The 18,706-nt window shown below is 72.0% G+C and carries 18 protein-coding genes; 9 read left to right on the top strand and 9 right to left on the bottom strand.

The window, feature by feature from the left end; genetic code table 11:
• Positions 1-21 precede the first annotated feature (21 nt).
• The 3 genes from QFZ82_RS06300 to QFZ82_RS06290 all read right to left on the bottom strand — a co-directional run bounded on the left by QFZ82_RS06300 (position 22) and on the right by QFZ82_RS06290 (position 2,142).
• Positions 22-486 (bottom strand): hypothetical protein, encoded by a 465-nt coding sequence (locus QFZ82_RS06300; protein WP_307717639.1) that lies wholly within the window; start codon positions 484-486, stop codon positions 22-24.
• A gap of 136 nt (positions 487-622) precedes the next feature.
• Positions 623-1,240, bottom strand: a complete 618-nt coding sequence (locus QFZ82_RS06295; protein WP_307712184.1) for a sigma-70 family RNA polymerase sigma factor — start codon at positions 1,238-1,240, stop codon at positions 623-625.
• A 440-nt stretch (positions 1,241-1,680) separates the two neighbouring features.
• On the bottom strand, positions 1,681-2,142 hold the full coding sequence (locus QFZ82_RS06290) for a universal stress protein (RefSeq protein WP_307712183.1): 462 nt from the start codon (positions 2,140-2,142) through the stop codon (positions 1,681-1,683).
• Between the two features lie 155 nt (positions 2,143-2,297).
• Here QFZ82_RS06290 and QFZ82_RS06285 point away from each other — a divergent pair, with 155 nt between their 5' ends.
• Complete coding sequence (locus tag QFZ82_RS06285) at positions 2,298-3,152, top strand: polysaccharide deacetylase family protein (RefSeq protein WP_307712182.1); 855 nt, start codon at positions 2,298-2,300, stop codon at positions 3,150-3,152.
• Positions 3,153-3,219: 67 nt separating this feature from the next.
• Here QFZ82_RS06285 and QFZ82_RS06280 read toward each other — a convergent pair whose 3' ends face one another.
• Both QFZ82_RS06280 and QFZ82_RS06275 read right to left on the bottom strand, forming a co-directional pair.
• Positions 3,220-3,891 (bottom strand): class F sortase, encoded by a 672-nt coding sequence (locus QFZ82_RS06280; protein WP_307712181.1) that lies wholly within the window; start codon positions 3,889-3,891, stop codon positions 3,220-3,222.
• Positions 3,892-4,173: 282 nt separating this feature from the next.
• Positions 4,174-5,133 (bottom strand): hypothetical protein, encoded by a 960-nt coding sequence (locus QFZ82_RS06275; protein WP_307712180.1) that lies wholly within the window; start codon positions 5,131-5,133, stop codon positions 4,174-4,176.
• A 51-nt stretch (positions 5,134-5,184) separates the two neighbouring features.
• Here QFZ82_RS06275 and QFZ82_RS06270 point away from each other — a divergent pair, with 51 nt between their 5' ends.
• Entirely contained in the window at positions 5,185-5,340 is a 156-nt protein-coding gene (locus QFZ82_RS06270; protein ID WP_307712179.1) for a hypothetical protein, read from the top strand.
• Between the two features lie 106 nt (positions 5,341-5,446).
• On the opposite strand, the gene QFZ82_RS06265 is transcribed toward QFZ82_RS06270, so the two are convergent.
• Complete coding sequence (locus QFZ82_RS06265) at positions 5,447-5,962, bottom strand: hypothetical protein (protein WP_307712178.1); 516 nt, start codon at positions 5,960-5,962, stop codon at positions 5,447-5,449.
• A 724-nt stretch (positions 5,963-6,686) separates the two neighbouring features.
• Between QFZ82_RS06265 and QFZ82_RS06260 the strand changes: the two genes are divergently transcribed.
• The 3 genes from QFZ82_RS06260 (at position 6,687) to QFZ82_RS06250 (ending at position 10,928) form a co-directional block, all read left to right on the top strand.
• A complete protein-coding gene (locus tag QFZ82_RS06260; RefSeq protein ID WP_307712177.1) occupies positions 6,687-7,670 on the top strand; it encodes an SCO0930 family lipoprotein in 984 nt (327 codons plus the stop codon).
• Between the two features lie 286 nt (positions 7,671-7,956).
• Positions 7,957-8,769 carry an SAM-dependent methyltransferase gene (locus tag QFZ82_RS06255; RefSeq protein WP_307712176.1) on the top strand — a complete coding sequence of 271 codons (813 nt, stop codon included), beginning with the start codon at positions 7,957-7,959 and terminating at the stop codon, positions 8,767-8,769.
• Positions 8,766-10,928, top strand: coding sequence for a bifunctional diguanylate cyclase/phosphodiesterase (locus QFZ82_RS06250; protein ID WP_307712175.1), 2,163 nt, complete (start codon positions 8,766-8,768; stop codon positions 10,926-10,928). The genes QFZ82_RS06255 and QFZ82_RS06250 overlap by 4 nt, the downstream gene beginning before the upstream one ends.
• A 352-nt stretch (positions 10,929-11,280) precedes the next feature.
• Here QFZ82_RS06250 and QFZ82_RS06245 read toward each other — a convergent pair whose 3' ends face one another.
• Entirely contained in the window at positions 11,281-12,162 is an 882-nt protein-coding gene (locus QFZ82_RS06245; RefSeq protein WP_307712174.1) for a LysR family transcriptional regulator, read from the bottom strand.
• Positions 12,163-12,255: 93 nt separating this feature from the next.
• On the opposite strand from QFZ82_RS06245, the gene QFZ82_RS06240 reads away from it, so the two are divergent.
• Genes QFZ82_RS06240 through QFZ82_RS06230 form a run of 3 tightly spaced genes read left to right on the top strand, consistent with a single transcriptional unit; the run spans position 12,256 to position 15,666 of the window.
• Positions 12,256-12,963 carry a succinate dehydrogenase gene (locus tag QFZ82_RS06240; protein ID WP_307712173.1) on the top strand — a complete coding sequence of 236 codons (708 nt, stop codon included), beginning with the start codon at positions 12,256-12,258 and terminating at the stop codon, positions 12,961-12,963.
• A 1-nt stretch (position 12,964) separates the two neighbouring features.
• Positions 12,965-14,923, top strand: a complete 1,959-nt coding sequence (locus tag QFZ82_RS06235; protein WP_307712172.1) for a fumarate reductase/succinate dehydrogenase flavoprotein subunit — start codon at positions 12,965-12,967, stop codon at positions 14,921-14,923.
• The gene (locus QFZ82_RS06230; RefSeq protein WP_177147301.1) at positions 14,920-15,666 is read left to right on the top strand and encodes a succinate dehydrogenase/fumarate reductase iron-sulfur subunit; all 747 of its coding nucleotides are present in this window, start codon (positions 14,920-14,922) and stop codon (positions 15,664-15,666) included. The genes QFZ82_RS06235 and QFZ82_RS06230 overlap by 4 nt, the downstream gene beginning before the upstream one ends.
• Here the strand turns inward: QFZ82_RS06230 and QFZ82_RS06225 are convergent.
• Together QFZ82_RS06225 and QFZ82_RS06220 are read right to left on the bottom strand one after the other, a co-directional pair.
• Positions 15,656-16,666: an MBL fold metallo-hydrolase gene (locus QFZ82_RS06225; protein ID WP_307712171.1), complete on the bottom strand. Its 1,011-nt coding sequence runs from the start codon at positions 16,664-16,666 to the stop codon at positions 15,656-15,658. The two genes, QFZ82_RS06230 and QFZ82_RS06225, sit on opposite strands and share 11 nt — an antisense overlap.
• 84 nt (positions 16,667-16,750) lie before the next feature.
• Positions 16,751-17,593: a serine hydrolase gene (locus tag QFZ82_RS06220; protein WP_307717638.1), complete on the bottom strand. Its 843-nt coding sequence runs from the start codon at positions 17,591-17,593 to the stop codon at positions 16,751-16,753.
• Between the two features lie 91 nt (positions 17,594-17,684).
• Between QFZ82_RS06220 and QFZ82_RS06215 the strand changes: the two genes are divergently transcribed.
• Positions 17,685-18,638, top strand: a complete 954-nt coding sequence (locus tag QFZ82_RS06215) for a LysR family transcriptional regulator (protein WP_307712170.1) — start codon at positions 17,685-17,687, stop codon at positions 18,636-18,638.
• The last annotated feature ends 68 nt before the right edge of the window (positions 18,639-18,706 follow it).

The following is an 18,706-nucleotide window of genomic DNA, read 5'->3' as shown; positions in this document are numbered from 1 at the left end:
CGCCCGGCCGTGGTGTGGTCCTCACCACAGGTGGATCGCCAGATGCCCCAGCGGCAGTCCCAGCTGCCACGCCGGGGTCCACACCTGGCTCGCCTCGTCCACGCCGGCGGCGAGCGGGAGTGCCGGATGCCACGGCTCCAGGTCCCCGAGGTCGGCCGCGAGCAGTTCGGTGGTGCGCAGCCAGTCCCAGGCGGCGGTCGCCAGCGCCAGATCGGGGTCCGGGCCGCCGTGCCGTTCCCGGGCCGCCCTGGTGGCGAGCCGCTCCTCGACCCACTCCTGCCAGGGGTGTCCGTACGAGGTCAGCGACAGCCACTCCTCGATCGTGGCCGCCGAGCGCACCGCCTCCGGTGCTCCCGGGCCGTCGCACAGGTGGATGGTCAGCGCCAGGGCCCGGCGCCCCGCCCGGAACTCGAGTGAGCCGTACTCGACGAGCGCGCCGGCCCGCAGCATCTCCTCGGCCGTGTACTCGGCGCACAGCCACGCCATGGGGACCGCCAGCCCCGGTCCCCCGGCGCCGTTCGCACTCTCGCGCTGCACGCCTCCCACCCACTTTCCTCTCGACCGCGTCCGGGACTCGATGACGAGCCTCCACCGTCCAAGACGGCCGGGGGCCCTTCTTTGCTCAACTCCGGCGTGACGTTCGGCATAGGGACACCGTGTGGTCGTGATCCGTGTGCACGGAGTGCGGCACCGGGGCCGGCGGGGCGGACGGGACGGCGCGCCTGCTGTAGCCCGGCAGGGACCGGGCGAGGGCGCGCAGCGCGTAGTACGAGCGCGACTTGACGGTCCCCGGCGGGATGCCGAGCGCCTGTGCGGCCTCGTTGACGCTCAGCCCGCGGAAGTAGATCTGCACGAGCACCGCGCGGTGCTCGGGGCTCAGGGCGCCGATCGCGGCCCGGACGTCGAGGGCCAGGGCCGTGCTCTCGGTCGGGTCCTTCGGGTCCGGTGTGGTGGCGAGGACGCCGTCGCCGATCTCCGTGGGGCGCGCGAGCCGGGAGCGCCGTGCGTCGATGGCGAGGCGCCGGCCTACGGTGAAGAGCCAGGGCCGCATCGACTCGTAGGGGCCCTCGAACGCTTCCGGGTGCTGCCACGCGCGCACCAGCGTCTCCTGCAGCAGGTCCTCGGCGCGCTGCTGGTCCCCGTAGGTGAGGCCGAGCAGGAAGCTCATGAGGGCGGGGCCGTGGTCGCGCTGCAGCTCCGCCATGGCACGCTCGTCGGTCGTCGCGGTTGCCGTTGCCATCGCCAAACACCCTTTCACCCGTCGGTCGCTGCCACGTGCCGTATACGAACGCATCCGGGCGCACGGCGACAGACGCCGCACAGCGGTCGTCGACGAACGGTCGCACCGAGCGGCGAGTGGTGCGGCGAACGGTCGGCCGGACCGGTACGCCCGTTGCGCGGTCACCGCCCAGCTGCTCGTCGCCGTGGCGGGAGGAACCGACCGCCCTGGCGGCCGCGGGAGGCAGGCCCGTCCCGCCGGCCGCGGGCGGCACATGTCCACTCCCGCAGTGGACGGACACCGTCGCCGGACGTGTCGTCAGCCTGCCCGAGGCGCTGGGGACCGATCCCGAACGCGACGACCACCGCACGGCCCTCGCGGACGTCGGCGCCGTCGTGCCCGGCCACGGCGCGCGGCACGACGGACTCACCAAGGGCCGCCGAGGGCCCCGGGCACCGGCCCTACGGGACGACGGTCACCGGCCACCGGCCCGCTTTCACCAGCCGCACCGCGACCGAGCCGATGATCCGGTGGCCCGCCGACTCCGAGGCCCCCACCACCACGGCGTCCGCCTTGAGTTCGTCGGCCGCGGTGACCAGACCCGTGTACGGGTCGCCGCGGAAGGTGTGGAACTCCCAGCGGGCGTCCCATATACCGCGCACCCGCTCGGCCGCCGCACGGATCTCGGCGACGAGGCCCTCGGCGATCTCCCCGGTCGCGACGGCCACCGGCACACCGAGCGCCGCGCCCGCGGGCATCACCGGCTGGACGTAGACGATCGCCAGCAGCGCACGCTGCCGCCGTGCGAGACCGCTCGCGTAGGCCGCGGCCCGCAGCGACGAATCCGATCCGTCCAGGCCGACGAGGATCACCTTCGGCCCGTCCGTACCGCGTTCGAACCGGTGGGCTGGATGCTCGGTCACGCCACCGAGGCTAGTACCCCGGCCGGACGGCCGCCGACGCGCCTCAGGCCCCCTGCGGAGCGCCCGGCCCGCGGTACTGCTCCCATCGGGTCAATCCGCCCCGCAACCCGGTGTCGATCGGTTGCCCGCGGCGTCAGCCGTGCGAGCCATGGGCCATGGACAAGGACCAGCTGCTCCGCGGACGCCGCTCGGTGCTCCGCCTCGCTGCTTGCCTCGGCGGTGCCGCCGTCGTCGGCGAGCTGTTCGTCGGCGAGCCCATCACATCCGGCCGCACCGCGCCCGCGCCCGCCCTCGCTCCGCCTGGCCGTGCCGCGGGACCTCGGACCGCGGCACGGCCGCCGAAGGCGTCGTCCTACCGTCTGGAGCCCATGACCGCGTATCCCCCCGCGAGTCTGCGCCGCGCGGTCCCGCCGGTGCGCACGAGGCCCTTCCGCAGGGTGCCCGCGACGGACCGCACGATGGTGCTCACCTTCGACGACGGACCGGACCCGCGCTACACCCCCGGCATCCTCGCGACCCTGCGCGAACACGGCGTGCAGGCGATGTTCTTCGTCTGCGGGGAGATGGCGACGCACCAGGGGGACCTGCTGCGGGAGATGGCCGACGACGGCCACGTGATCGGCAACCACACCTGGTCCCACCCGCTCGTCCCCGGCCTGGCGCCGTCCCGGATCCGTGACGAGCTGGGCAGGACGAGCGACGTCGTCGAGGAGGCGGTGGGCGCCGCACCGCTCTGGTACCGGGCGCCCTACGGAGCGTGGAACCGGCATTCCTTCGAGATCGGCGCCGAGCTCGGCATGGAACCGCTGGCCTGGACCCTGGACACCCTGGACTGGACGACCCCCGGCACCCGCACCATCGTCAGGCGGGTGCTGCAGGGCGCGGCCCCGGGTGTCGTCGTGCTCTCCCACGACGCGGGCGGCAATCGCTCCCAGAGCGTCGCGGCCCTGCGCAAGTACCTGCCGAAGCTGCTGGAGGAGGGCTACCGCATCACCGTCCCCCGTCGCTGAGCGGGCCGGTGGCCGGCGACCGGCCGGCCGCCGGCCACGGAGGCCGTGGCCGGCAACGGGCCGCGGGTCAGCGGGCCTTGACCATACGTGCGAAGACGACGACGTTGCCGTCGTAGCCGTGCGTCTTGGAGTAGCCGCCTCCGCAGGTGATGACCCGCAGCTCGGGCGAACCGGTGTCGCCGTAGACGCGGACCCCGGGGAAGTCCGTCTTGGAGAACACCTCCACGCCGTACACCTCGAAGACAGCCGTCCTGCCGTCCTGTCGCGGCACCTCGACCGAATCCCCGGGCTTCACCGAGCCGAGACCGTAGAACACCGCCGGGCCCGCCTGGTTGTCGACGTGCCCGACGATCACGGCGGTGCCGCGCTGACCGGGGGCCACGCCGTTCTGGAACCAGCCCGCGAGGTTGGGCTCCTGCGCAGGCGGTGCCGCGATCCACCCCTTCTCGTCCAGGCCGACGTCCATGATCGGCGCGTCCACCTTGAGCGAGGAGACGCGTACCCGGGTCGGGGGCGCGTACGGCAGCGGTTCGAGCGGCACGGGCAGGAACGTCTCGCCCGCGTGCTTGCCGAGCGACGCGGCGGCCGCGGGCTGCGGGGGCCCGATCCCCGCGTCGACGCCGTTCCTCATCAGCGCGATCCCGCTGAGCATGACGAGGGCCAGCACGCCCCAGGGCGAGCGTCGTCTCCGCTCGGAGCCGTAGATGTCCTGGCCCTTGGTTCTCCCCATTGTGCGCATGTGGTCACGCTAAGTGCGGTCGCCGGGCGCTGCGAGAAGGGAAGGGCGAACGGGTGGCGGCGGCCACTCGGGGTGACCCATCCGAGTAACGGGCTGATAAACATCCTGACGGTCTGTGACCTGCGACTCCGTCAGGTGGCGGGTCGCCCGCACGGCGTGTCGCTCACTGGGGTGGACCAAGGCCGAAATGCGACCCACGTCACTGGCGGTGAGGGTTCGTCATGGGAGGCGTCCTCGTCGAATATCCCGGAGCGCCGCTCCGGAGCGTCTTCCGCTGGAGGTTCAACGATGCGTGCTACACGCGCTCTCGCGGCGACCGCGACCGCTTTCGCGGCCGTCGGGCTCTGCGCTCCGCTGGCCGCCGCCGGCGGTGGCGACGGCCCGAGGAACGTCCACGTCAGCCCGTCCTCGGTCTTCCCCGGAGGCACCCTGACGATCAGCGTCGACGGCTGCCACCGCGGTGGCGTCGTCAGCTCGAACGCCTTTCCCGACGCCGTGCTCTCCCGGAACGACGGCGGCCGTGGTGGTGATGGCGGCAACTTTGGTGGGGACGGTAGGGGCCGTGGTGGTGACGGTGGGGGTCGTGGTGGTGACGGGGGCGGTCGTGGTGGTGACGGTGGGGGCCGTGGCGGCGACGGTGGCGGTCGTGGTGGTGACGGTGGGGGCCGTGGTGGCGACGGTGGCAACCGCGGCGGTCGTGGTGGCGACGGTGGCAACTTTGGTGGTGACGGCGGCAACCGCGGTGACAACGGTGGCAACCGCGGTGGTGACGGTGGGGGCCGTGGTGGCGACGGCGGCAACTTTGGTGGTGACGGTGGGGGCCGTGGTGGCGACGGCGGCAACTTTGGCGGTGACGGCGGCGGCCGTGGTGGCGACGGTGGCAACCGTGGTGATGACGGCGGGGGCCGTGGCGGTGACGGCGGCGACTTTGGCGGTGACGGCGGCAACCGCGGTGACAACGGTGGCGACTTTGGTGGTGACGGTGGGGGCCGTGGCGGCGACGGTGGCAACCGTGGTGATGACGGTGGCAACCGTGGTGACGAAGGCGGTGACGGCGGCAACCGTGGCGACGAGGGTGACAACCGTGGTGGGGACAGTGACCCGCGTGGTGGGGACGGTGGCAACTTTGGTGGGGACGGTGGCAACTTTGGCGGTGACGGCGGAAACTTTGGCGGTGACGGTGGGGGTACGGCCACGGCCACGGCCCGCGTCCGCAACAACGCTGCTCCCGGCACCTACCACCTGACGGTCCGGTGCAACGACAGCTCGCGGACCGCCACCGCCTCGTTCACGGTGATCCGCGCACGCGGTGCGGCGGGCGGTCTCGGCGGGTCGATCGGGCCCACCGGCACCGAGATGGCGGTCGGCGCCGGCCTGGTTGCCACGGCGGCCGTCGGAGGCTGCCTCTTCATCGTCCGCCGCCGCCGCACGGTCAGCGGTCAGGCCTGATCGGTCGAACCTCCCGGTCGGACCCAACCGCCCGTTGCCCCGAGTCCTGTGCGGGACTCGGGGCGGCGGGCGGTGGGGTCCGGTTGAGAAGGGCGTTGGCCGCTCATCAGTGACGGCGGTGCGCCGCGCGCCTGCGGACGACGAGGACGGTCGCCGTGGCGGCGGCCGCGACCAGGACACCGCCCGCCACGATCTCGGTCGTGTTCACGTCCTCGAAGCTGCCGCCCAGGCCGCCGCCCACACCCGAGGGGGCGATGGTCGTCGTGGAACTCACGGTCGGTGTGGAGGTGCCGCCGGAGATCCGGAGATCGAGGGTGCCGATCCGGCCGATGCAGTTGAACTGGACCGAGTACACGGCGCCCGGCGCGGCGTCCCGGTCGACCACGGCCGTGGCCGCGCCGTTCTGGGGGATGGTGACGGCGTCGAAGACACCGGACGTCACGGTGGTCGTGCTCGGGCAGCCGCCCGCGGTCAGGGTCACGCGGCCGCCCGGGGCGACGGTCGAGGGCGTCACGCGGAAGTCGTACGGCGTGTTGTTCACGGCGAAGGCTGCGGTGGGAGCGGTCAGGGCGAGTGCGGCCGCTCCGAGCAGAGCGGCGGACGCGGCACGTATCGCGCGCATGGTCGGACCTCCGGGTTCTCGAGGAGCAGTAGCGGAACCGTTCCGCACAGGTCGGGGAGTGCTCCTCGATCACCGAAACGTTAAGAGCGGCGTGGGACGGACGCGATCGGTGTAGGTCAAACGGGGCATAACGCTGCGCCAAGCGGGGGAGATGCCGGGCGTGTCGGCGTATCTGTACGGGCCGGGGATGCGAAAGGCGACGACGCCGCTGTTCGCGGGGCCGGCAGGGTCGGGGAGAGCCGTCCTGTCCTGGACTCGTACGACGGGGCCGGACCCGCACGGCGGGCGGCCGACGACGGCGCGTCTCGCGCCGATGGGGATGGCCGGTCGTTGCTTCGCCCGCCGCGCCCCCGGCCCGCAGAGAGGGCGATCCTGTCCGCGGCCCCGTACCGGTGCGGAACTGGTCGTCGAATGGAGGATTCGGGGCACAAGGGGAGCACAGAACTGCGTACGCGGATGCGCCCCGCACGGGACCGCCGCTGGTGAGACACCGGCGCCGGCGTGACACAAGGGCCACATGGTTGAGTTGAGTTCAAGCCATTTCCCGCGCTGCCGGATCGGGGTGAATTCACCTGGTGCCACCGGGATTTCCCCATTCGTGTCCGCGCCGGCTTCGAAGATTTTTTCGCGCGCATTGAACACAGGCCGCTCCCCCGTCCGTACCTAGGGCCATGAACGGCGCCCCCAGGCGCCGGAACCGGCTGGAAGAACTACGGGAGTGGACATGAACACCTGGCGGAACGCCTCGCTCGCGGTGACTGCGGCGGCCGTACTCGCGCTGACGACGGCGTGCGGTCAGGACCAGGGCACCGAAACCCCCGGCCAGGCGGTGGGCGCCGCGAATCCCGCGCAGCCAGGCAGCGGAGGCTACGGAGCGGACGCCGGGTACGGATCCGGCGCCGGGGGGGAGGCGGCCGCGGCCAAGCCCGCGGGCCAGCTCGCCGTCTGGGAGAGCAAGGACCTCGGCAAGGTCGTCACAGACAGCGCGGGCTTCACGCTCTACCGGTTCGACAAGGACACCGCCAAGCCGCCGAAGTCCAACTGCGACGGGGACTGCGCGAAGGCGTGGCCCGTCGTGGCCGCCGGCGGCGCGACCGCGGCGCCCGGTGTCGACCCGTCCCTGATCGGCGAGGTGACCAGGGAGGACGGCACGAAGCAGCTCACCATCGACGGCTGGCCCATGTACCGCTACGCCAAGGACACCAAGGCCGGCGACGTCAACGGTCAGGGCGTCGGCGGCACCTGGTACGCGTCCGCCCCCGACGGCAAGAAGGCGGCACCCGGCGGCGGTGCCGAGGGCGGCGGTGCCGAGGGCGGCGAGGAGGAGAGCGGCGAGGCGGCGGATCTCGTGGGCCTGTCCGTACGCAAGGACCCCAAGCTCGGCGAGATCGTCGTCGACAAGAACGGCATGACCGTCTACCGCTTCATGAAGGACTCGGCCTGGCCCATGAAGACGGCCTGCACCGGCGAGTGCCTGGAGAAGTGGCCCGTCGTCGAGCCCGTCGACAAGAACGACACCGAGGGAATCCTCAAGAAGGGCTTCGTCACCTTCGACCGGCCCGACGGAATCGAGCAGCAGACCATCGACTGCTGGCCCATCTACACCTTCTCCGGCGACGCCAAGCCCGGTGACACCAACGGCCAGGGCGTCGGCGGCACCTGGTACGCCGTGTCGCCGGAGGGCAAGCCGGTCGGAGCGCCCAAGTAGTCCCCACACCGCGCCTCCGACCCGGGGCCTTTCTCGGGGAAAGGCCCCCCGCCGGCCCGCCTCGCACCCCCAGGGTGTGACGGCGGGCCGGCCGCATGTGCGGGGGGACCGTACCGCGGTCCTGTGACGATCGGTCATGACCCGTGTACGTGACGACGACGTGTGACCAAGAACGGACCGCTAATTTCCGTTTGGGCTCGCCCTCTTGGCGGGCGATCAGTAGCCTCGGCTCGAACGCTGGCCATGGACATGGCCGATCCGCCGTGGCGACTTGTTGGAGACATCGATGGAGCGTCCCGCCTGGGCCCCGCAGAGCATCGACATATCGGTGCCGAGCGTGTCCCGCATTTACGACTTCTACCTGGGCGGCTCGCACAATTTCGAGGCCGACCGGGAAGCGGCGCGCAAGGCGATGCGGTTCATGCCGGGCCTCCCGAAGATCATGCAGGCGAACCGCGCGTTCATGCGCAGGGCAGTGAATTACGCGGTGGGCGAGGGGATCAGCCAGTTCCTCGACATCGGCTCCGGCATTCCCACGTTCGGCAACGTCCACGAAGTGGCCCGCGCGGCGGACCCCGAGGCACGTGTCGTCTACGTCGACCACGACGCCGTGGCCGTCGCCCACAGCCGGACCATACTCGCCGGGGACGAGCGGTCGGGCGTGGTCTGCGCCGACCTCCGCAAGCCGGGGCAGATCCTCGACAGCCCCGAGGTCACCGGGCTGCTCGACCTGGAGCGGCCGGTGGCCCTGCTGCTCGTGGCCGTACTGCACTTCCTCGAGGACGCGGACGACCCGTACGCGGCGGTGGCGGAACTGCGCGACGCGCTCGCGCCGGGCAGCCTCTTGATCATCACCCACGCCTCGTACGAGGGGATACCGGTCCCCGAGGACGTGGCGGGCGGCGCGGTCGCCGTCTACGAGGAGATCCGCAACCCCCTGGTCATGCGCACCCGCGAGGAGATCGCGGCCTTCTTCGAGGGATACGACATGGTCGAGCCCGGACTGGTCGCCATGCCCCACTGGCGGCCCGACACCCCCGTCGACCAGGAGGACCCATATGCCTTCTCGGGCTTCTCCGGGGTGGGGCGCAAGGCGTGAAGCCGTCGTCGCAGGCGACCGGTCCCGACGCGGAGGCGGACGCCCTTGAGGACAGACTCAGACGGTTCGCGACGATCTGGAGCCGGGCCGTCTTCCCGGTGACGTCGACGTCGCTCACCCGGCCGGAGTTGGAACAGCATCTGCTGCCGGTGGCACGGGACCTGTGCCGCGTACTGCGCGAGCGCCCGTTCAACCCGCAGTCCGCGCAGCGGATCGGCAGGTCGCTCGTCGACGCCCACTGCACGGACCCCGACGCGCTCAGCCGCACGCTCGGCGTCGTCGAGTCCTACCTCGTGCTGTACTGCGGCGACCACGAGCAGACCGCCGACGAGAACAGGGCGCGCTGCGCCCGGCTCCAGCACGCCGTCGCCGCCGGGTTCGCGGCGGCGCTGCGCGAACGCACCCTCGCCGAGCAGGAGGCCATCGCCCGCTCCTCGCTGCTCGCGCGCAACGACGCCCTGGAGGCGATGCACGCCACCGAGGTCCGCTTCCGGGCGGTGTTCGACGGGGCCGCGATCGGCATCGGGATCGCCGACCTCGACGGCAATCTGCTGGAGGTCAACGACACCCTCATGCAGATGTTCGGCGGCCTCGAACACCACGTGCGCAGCCGCAAGGTCACCGAGTGGGTGCACCCCGAGGACCGGCCCCAGGTCTGGGACCTCTACCGGGAACTGGTGCGCGGCGAGCGCGAGCACTACCGGACGGAGAAGCCGTTCTACCGCAACGACGGGACGGTTCTGTGGACCAACCTCACCGTCTCGCTGCTGCGCGACGCCGAGGGAGCCCCGCAGTACCAGTTGGCCCTCCTGGAGGACACCACCGAGCGCCGGCTCCTCAACCTGCGGCTGCGCTACGAGGCCACGCACGACGCGCTGACCGGACTGCCCAACCGCACCCTGTTCTTCGAGCGGCTCGAGAAGGCCGTGTCGGCCGGCGACGGCGCCCGCTTCGGGCTCTGCTACCTCGACCTCGACGGTTTCAAGGCCATCAACGACAGCCTCGGACACGCCACCGGCGACCGGCTGCTCGTGGAGGTCGCCGACCGGCTGCAGAGCTGTGCCACCGCGCCGGGGGAGATGGTCGCCCGGCTCGGTGGGGACGAGTTCGTCGCGCTGACCACCGGACCCGACACCGAGCGCGAGGTCGACGAGCTCGCCTCCCGCATCCTCGGCTCGCTCGCCTCACCGGTGACCATCGACGGGCGCGAGTTCACCGTGCGCGGCAGCATCGGCATCGTCGAGGGCCCGGGGGGCGAGCGGACCAGCGCCGAGGTGCTGCGCAGTGCCGACATCACCATGTACCGGGCCAAGTCGGCGGGCGGCAACCGCTTCGAGCTGGCCGACCCGGAGGCCGACGCCCGCGCCATCACCCGGCACGGGCTGACCAACGCCCTGCCCGCCGCGCTGGAGCGCGACGAGTTCTTCATCGAGTACCAGCCGCTCGTCCACCTCGGCGACGGCAGCGTGCACGGCGCCGAGGCGCTCGTGCGCTGGTGCCACCCGCAGTACGGGGTGCTCGGGCCCGACCGCTTCATCCCGCTCGCCGAACGCACCGGGCTGATCGTGCCGCTCGGCCGCTGGGTTCTCCAGGAGGCCGTACGGCAGGCCCGGTTCTGGAGCATTCGGCACACCGACGGCGGCCCGCTGCGCATCAACGTCAACCTCTCGCCGGCCCAGCTCCAGCACCCGGGGCTCGTCGCGGACACGGTGGACGTGCTGGAGCGCTCGGGCCTGGAGCCCGGCGCCCTGTGCCTGGAGGTCACCGAGTCCGCGCTCATCGGCGCCGACGAGGACCTGCTCAAGCCGCTGCGCCAACTCGCCGAGATGGGCGTGGACATCGCGCTCGACGATTTCGGCACCGGCTACTCGAACCTGGCCAACCTGCGCAGACTGCCGGTGAGCGTGCTCAAGCTGGATCGTTCCTTCACGCAGGGGATGCAGCAGCACCCCGCCGACCCCGTCGATCTGAAGATCGTCGAGGGCATCGTGTCGCTGGCGCACAGTCTCGAACTCGCCGTGACCGTGGAGGGTGTGGAGACCGGAGCCCAGGCCGAGCAGCTGCGCGAGCTCGGCTGCGACACGGCCCAGGGCTGGTACTACGCACGGCCCGGTGCGCCGGACCGCATCCACGCGCTGGTCCTGGCGGACGCGGTCTGATCCGGTGGGGGTCCCCACCGGAACCCCGCGCCTCAATCTCCCCCTACGGCCTGGCGGCCGTGGGAGGTGCCCCCAGCGGGGCGTGATCTGCCTGCGGTACATCCAGCCCGTCCGGCGATTGAGGACACCGCGCGAAGCGCGGTACCGAAGGCCTGGGGCGGAGCCCCGGTTCGGGATGGGGGTTACCCCCTGGCTTCGCCGAGGGGACCCCATCCACGGCCGCCAGGCCGTAGGGGGAGGGCGGGGTGGGGAAGCCTCCCCGGTGGCCGTCGGCCGCGGTCCGGACCTGTCGGCCCCGGTCCGGGACCGTTCCGGGCGCCGGAGGCCCCGGCGCTCCGGTAAGGCCGGCCGCTCAGGTCCGCGAGTCCAGCAGTACCCGCTGCACCTCGCGGGCCGCACGCGGCGGCGCCACATCGCTGCGGTGGGCGAGCGCGATCGTGCGCCGCAGACCGGGGCGGGCCAGCGGGGTGACCCGCAGGCCCCCTCCGGCGCCCTCCGCGACCATGCTGGGCACGACGGCGACGCCGAGCCCCGCCCGGACGAACCCCAGCACGGCGTCCATCTCGCCGCCCTCCACCGTGAACGACGGCTCGAAGCCCTCCGCGCGGCAGGCGGCCACCGTCAGCTCCCGCAGGTCATACCCGTGGCGGAACATCACCAGCGGCTCGCCCGCGAGATCCGCGATCCGCGCCGGAGCCGGCGGCGCCGCGGCCGCCGGTGAGGAGATCACCACCAGGTCCTCCCGCAGCAGTTCGACGGTGGTGAGCGCCGGCGAGGGCGAGGGCAGGGGCAGCACGACGAGCGCCAGGTCGAGCGCACCGCGCGCCAGCTCCCGTACGAGATCGTGCGAGCCGGACTCCTCGATCAGGATCTCGATGCCCGGATGCAGATCGTGGAAGGTGCGCAGTACCTGCGGCAGCAGACCGGTGCACAGGCTCGGCGTGGCGCCGAGACGGACCCGGCCCCGGCGCAGCTGGGCCAGTTCCTGCACCTCGCGGCGGGCCGTCTCGGTGTCGGCGAGGATGCGGCGCGCCAGCGGGAGCAGCGCGTCACCGGCGTCCGTGAGGGCGATGTTGCCCCGGGCGCGGGCGAAGAGGTCGGCGCCGAGCTCCTGCTCCAGGGCCCGGATCTGCTGGGAGAGGGAGGGCTGGGAGACATGGACGCGCTCGGCGGCGCGGGTGAAGTGACGGGTTTCCGCGACCGCGACGAAGTAGCGGAGCTGCTGGAGCTGCATGGCACCACTCTAGAGCTTCCATAGGGCCAGCCTATTGACCCGAGCAGAATCATGTCTTGGACCTCTCGTGTTCTCCGCCCTAGCGTCGACGGCATGGCTCTGGCAACGCGGACGGAACGACAACCGTCCAGGACGCGCACCTTCTGGGCATCGACCATCGGCAAGAAGACGGTCATGGCCGTCAGCGGTCTGATCATGCTCGGGTATCTGGTCGCCCACATGTTCGGCAACCTGAAGATCTTCTTCGGGCCGGGCGAGTTCAACGCGTACGGCCACTGGCTGCGCACCATGGGCGCCCCGGTCCTGCACCACTCCTGGGCACTGTGGCTCGTCCGCGTGGTGCTGCTCGCGGCCGTGATCGGGCACGCGGTCTCCGCGTACCAGCTCAGCCGCCGCGACATCAAGGCCCGTCCCAGCCGCTACGTCAACAAGCGGCCGCGCGCGAGCTACGCCACCCGCACCATGCGCTGGGGCGGTGTCATCCTCGGCCTCTTCATCGTCTGGCACCTCCTCGACCTGACGACCGGCACCGTGCACACGGGCGGATTCCAGGAGGGCCACCCCTACCAGAACGTCGTGGACACCTTCTCCACCTGGTACGGCAACGTGATCTACATCGTCGCCATGCTCGCCGTCGGACTCCACATCCGGCACGGCTTCTGGAGCGCCGCCCAGACGCTCGGCGTCGGCAGCGCCACCCGCGACCGCGTCCTCAAGACCACCGCGAACGTGCTGGCGCTCGCACTGACCGCCGGATTCCTCTCCGTACCCGTCGCCGTCATGACCGAAGTGGTGAGCTGACATGAACGACTTCGTCGACTACACAGGCTACGAGGTCGGCGCCCCGCTCGCCGACGCCAAAGCGCCCGAAGGGCCCGTCGCCGAACGCTGGGACAAGCGGCGCTTCGAGGCGAAGCTCGTCAACCCCGCCAACCGCCGCGGCCACACCGTCATCGTCGTCGGCACCGGCCTCGCCGGCGGCGCCGCCGGCGCCACACTCGCCGAACAGGGCTACCACGTCGAGCAGTTCTGCTACCAGGACTCCCCGCGGCGAGCCCACTCCATCGCCGCCCAGGGCGGCATCAACGCGGCCAAGAACTACCGCAACGACGGCGACTCCATCCACCGCCTCTTCTACGACACGGTCAAGGGCGGAGACTTCCGCGCCCGCGAGTCCAACGTCCACCGGCTCGCCCAGATCTCCGTCGAGATCATCGACCAGTGCGTGGCGCAGGGCGTCCCCTTCGCCCGCGAGTACGGCGGACTGCTCGACACCCGCTCCTTCGGCGGCGTCCAGGTCTCCCGCACCTTCTACGCCCGCGGGCAGACGGGCCAGCAGCTCCTCCTCGGCGCCTACCAGGCCCTCTCCCGCCAGATCGCCGCGGGCAACGTCACCCTGCACGCCCGCACCGAGATGCTCGACCTGATCGTGGTGGACGGCCGCGCCCGAGGCATCGTCGCCCGCGACCTCGTCACCGGCCGGATCTCCACGTACGTCGCCGACGCGGTCGTCCTCGCGACCGGCGGCTACGGCAACGTCTTCTACCTGTCGACGAACGCCATGAACTCCAACGCCACCGCGATCTGGCGCGCCCACCGGCGCGGCGCCTACTTCGCCAACCCCTGCTTCACCCAGATCCACCCCACCTGCATCCCGCGCACCGGCGACCACCAGTCCAAGCTGACCCTGATGAGCGAGTCGCTGCGCAACGACGGACGCATCTGGGTCCCCAGAGCACGCGGCGACCACCGCCCGCCGAACGAGATCCCCGAGGACGAGCGGGACTACTACCTGGAGCGGATGTACCCGTCCTTCGGCAACCTCGTGCCGCGCGACATCGCCTCGCGCGCCGCGAAGAACGTCTGCGACGAGGGGCGCGGCGTCGGCCCCGGCGGCCAGGGCGTCTACCTCGACTTCGCCGACGCCGTCGCCCGCATGGGCCGGGCGAAGGTCGAGGAGAAGTACGGCAACCTCTTCGACATGTACGAGCGGATCACCGCGGAGAACCCGTACGAGGTGCCGATGCGGATCTACCCCGCCGTGCACTACACGATGGGCGGACTGTGGGTCGACTACGACCTCCAGACCACCGTCCCGGGCCTCTTCGCCATCGGCGAGGCCAACTTCTCCGACCACGGAGCCAACCGGCTCGGCGCCTCCGCCCTCATGCAGGGCCTCGCCGACGGTTACTTCGTGCTCCCCTCCACCATCAACGACTACCTGGCCCGCAACCCGCACAAGGAGCCGGTCACCGTCGAACACCCGGTCGTGCAAGGGGCCGTGGCCGAGACCGAGGACCGGATCAGCCTGCTGCTCTCCGTCGACGGCGACCGCACCCCTGACTCCTTCCACCGCGAGATCGGTGAGCTCATGTGGGAGTACTGCGGCATGGCCCGCACCGAGACCGGGCTGCGCAAGGCGCTGGAACGGATCCCGCAGATCCGCGAGGAGTTCTGGTGCCGCATCAAGGTGCCGGGCAGCGGCGAGGAGTTCAACCAGTCGCTGGAGAAGGCCAACCGCATCGTCGACTACCTGGAACTCGCCGAGCTGATGTGCCTCGACGCGCTGCACCGCACCGAGTCCTGCGGCGGTCACTTCCGCGAGGAGTCCCAGACGCCGGACGGCGAGGCGGCCCGCAAGGACGAGGAGTTCTCCTACGCCGCGGCCTGGGAGTTCACAGACACGGGCCGAGCCCCCGTCCTCCACAAGGAAGACCTCGTCTTCGAGTACGTCCACCCCACCCAGCGGAGCTACGCATGAAGCTCAACCTGCGCGTCTGGCGCCAGAAGAACGCCGACGCCCCCGGCGCCATGGCCACCTACGAGGTGGACGGGATCTCCCCGGACATGTCCTTCCTGGAAATGCTCGACACCCTCAACGAGGACCTCATCCTGCGCGGCGAGGAGCCGGTCGCCTTCGACCACGACTGCCGCGAGGGCATCTGCGGCGCCTGCTCGCTCGTCATCAACGGCGACGCCCACGGCCCCGAGCGCACCACCACGTGCCAGCTCCACATGCGCTCCTTCCAGGACGGCGACACCATCGACGTCGAGCCGTGGCGGGCGGCCGCCTTCCCGGTCGTCAGGGACCTGGTCGTCGACCGCACCGCCTTCGACCGGATCATCCAGGCCGGCGGCTACATCAGCGCCCCCACCGGATCCGCACCCGAGGCCCACGCGACGCCGGTGCCGAAGCCCGACGCCGACCTCGCCTTCGAGCACGCCGAGTGCATCGGCTGCGGCGCCTGCGTGGCGGCCTGCCCCAACGGCTCCGCCATGCTCTTCACCTCGGCGAAGATCAACCACCTCAACGTGCTGCCGCAGGGCGCCCCGGAGCGCGAGACCCGCGTGCTCGACATGGTCGCCGCCATGGACGAGGAGGGCTTCGGCGGCTGCACGCTGACCGGCGAGTGCGCCACCGCCTGCCCCAAGGGCATCCCGCTGCCGTCGATCGCGGCGATGAACAAGGAGTGGCTGCGGGCGAACCGCAAGGTCAGGCGATAGGCGTCAGGTCTGCCCCGAAGACCGTCGTGTAGTCAGGGACGACCACCCGGGAAGTGGGGCTGCACCGGCGGACCTCGGCGACGAAACCGTCGAGGTCCATCACCGGATCCCGCAGAGGCGGCCCGCTCAACGGCCTCTCGAAGTGGTCCCAGTGCACCGGGACGACGGTCGCGGGGCCGCCGAGCGCACCCAGCAGCCGCGGGACATAGCGGTGCGTCGCCCGGCTGGAGGGCACCGCCGCCATCAGGACGTCCGGGCGCAGCCCGGCCACCGCGCGCTCGTCGACGTCGCTCGCGCCCATGAAGAACACCGAAGGACCGCCCGCCACCGTCAGCTGGAACGCCAGCGTGTCGCCCTCCGGCAGGTCCGAGACGGTGCGCGGGGCACGCGGCGGCGGCGCGTGCAGCGTGCCCGGGGCGAAGTACGACCACTTCGCGTTGCGGCTGTGCCGACTGGAGACCACCTCGACCGTGTAGTCGCCGAAGTCCAGCACCTCGCCGCCCTTGACGACGCTGATCTGCGCCGCATCGACCCCTAGGGACCGCAGCACGTGGTACGTCGTCTCCGTGCCGAAGACCCGTGCGCCCGTGGACTTCGCGATGTACGGGACGTCGTTGACGTGGTCCCAGTGGGTGTGGCTGACCAGGACGGTCTCCGGCCTGCCCGCGTGCCGGGTCACCAGGTCCTCGTCACAGGTCAGCTCCGTGGCCGGGTCGAAGCCGCCCTTCGGGCCGAACAGGCCGGTCTCGAAACGCGTGATGTACGGGTCGAAGAGGACACCGCGCCCGCCGATGCCGACACGCCAGCCGGAGGTGCCGAGCCAGCGCAGGGTCGCGCTGTCCGCCCGTACCCGCGCGGCCGCGTCGCCGCTCCGTTCCGCCGCCCCGGCCGCGACGGGCAGCAGGGGTGCCGTCGCTCCGAGCGCGGCGCCGCGCAGCAGCGTCCTGCGGACGAAAGACCGCCGGCCGCCTTCCTCCGTGGTGTTCTCGAATTCGCTCATGACACGCAGAAGATCAGCCCCAGGCCGTGCGCGTCCAAGACCGGAGCCGCTCATGACCCATACCGTCAGGTGTATGACACCTGGTCACCGGCTCTGTCCACCGGACGGGGCGCGCAGGAAATCCACCGCCGTCCGCGCCGCCGTGCCGATCGCCACGTCCGTCCGCGTGCGGTTCGCCACCGGATCCGGCGTACGGGCGAAGACCGCGACCGCGTACCGCCCGCCGTCCGGGTACGCGGCCACACCGACCTCGTTGTGGAGTCCCGGCAGCGTGCCCGTCTTCGCCGCGACCCGCACGCCGTCCCCGAACCCCGCCGCGAGCCGGTGCCGGAACACCTGACGCATCATCAGGTCCCGTACCTGGGCGCACGCCTGCGCGGGACCGGCCTCGTCGCACCAGATCATCCGCAGCAGCCGCGTCATCTCCCGGGGTGTGCTCGCGTTCGTCCGCGCCGGGTCGAAGACGCCGAGCGCACCGACCTCGGCCGGGGACAACGCCGGGAACAGGGCGGCGAACTCCCGCTCGTCCCGCGCCCCCACCTCCGCGAGCATCGACTCCAGCAGCTGCCGGGGGCCGCCCACGATCCGCGTGCGCACGAGCCCCAGCTCCTTCGCCAGCAGGTTCACGGTGTCCACGCCCACCCGCTCCAGCAGGAGATCCGCGGCCGTGTTGTCGCTGACCGACATCGCGAAGTGCGCGAGGTCCCGCAGGGAGACCTCCACGTCGTCCAGGCACCCCGCCGTGCCCCAGCCGCCGAGCCGGTGCCCGGCCGTGACCAGCACCCGCTCCCGCGGATCGAGCTGACCGGCCGCCGCCTGCCGGGCGAACTCCAGCACCAGCAGCACCTTGAACACCGAGGCGACCACGACCGGTTCGTCGGCGCCGCACCCCACGTCCCCGCCGGAATCGATGTCCAGCGCGTGCATCCTGCCCTCCGCACCCGCTGCCGCGAACACCGCGCCCAGCCTGTCCTCGATCCGCACCCCGAGCCCCCGCCCCCTCGCCTACTGTCGTCCCGTGGATCTCTTGCGCCACCTGCGTATCTTCCTCGCCGTCGCCGACGAGATGAACTTCGGGCGGGCCGCCGAGCGGCTCGGCATGGCCCAGCCCCCGCTCAGCCGCGCCGTCCGCAGACTGGAGGACGACCTCGGCGCCGAACTCTTCGACCGCTCACGGCGACAGATCCGGCTCACGCCGGCCGGCACGGTCCTCCTCGACGAGGCGCGGGACCTGCTGGCGCGCGAGGAGCGCACCCGCGTCCTGATACGGCGTGCCCGCGACGGCGACCTCGGCACCCTGCGCGCCGGGGTGCCGCCCGACATCTCGGCAGCGGTCCTCGGCGCCCTCCTCGCGGAGTGCGCCGACCGGGCACCCGCGCTGCGGGTCGACCTCCAGGAGGTGACGACGGACGAGCAGGTGCGCCTGCTGGCGTCCGGCGGGCTGGACGTCGGCCTGGTGCATGCCCCCGTCGACGCGACCGACATCGTCCTCGGTCCCGAGACCGGCGTCGACCTCGGAGTCGTGCTGCCGAGGACGTCGCCCCTCGTCCGGCTGCCCGAGGTGGCACTCGCCGAACTCGCGGGCCACGACCTGGTGCTCTTCCCGCGCTCCACCGCACCCGGCTGGTACGACAGGACGCTCGGCATCTGCCGCGCGGCGGGGTTCGTGCCCGGCCGCGTACGCCACGCCCGTAACCCCGAGTTCCTGATCGGGCTCGTCACGGCGGGCCACGGAGTCGCCTTCGACCAGGGGCCGGTGGCCCGCAAGGAGCCCAGGGTGGCGTGGCGGCCACTGGCCGGGCGGCCGCTCACCCAGCGGATCCGCGCGGCCTGGCCGCGGCAGTCACCGCACCCGGGCGCGCGGGAGTTCGCCGCGGTCGCGGCGGACGTGCTGGCGCGCGACCACACGACGGCCGTGCCGATGGGCGACGCGGGGGAGGCACCGCGCCCGTGGTCGGTGGTCTTCGGCTGAGCAGGGCCGGTCGTGCCGACGGGCGCCTCGGGCAGCCGCGGCTGCGTGCGGGGGGCCGGCCTCGGGCC

Origin of the sequence: Streptomyces sp. V4I23 (assembly GCF_030817975.1) — a bacterium.
Lineage (GTDB): Bacteria > Actinomycetota > Actinomycetes > Streptomycetales > Streptomycetaceae > Streptomyces.
This window is presented reverse-complemented; position numbering and strand designations above follow the sequence as displayed.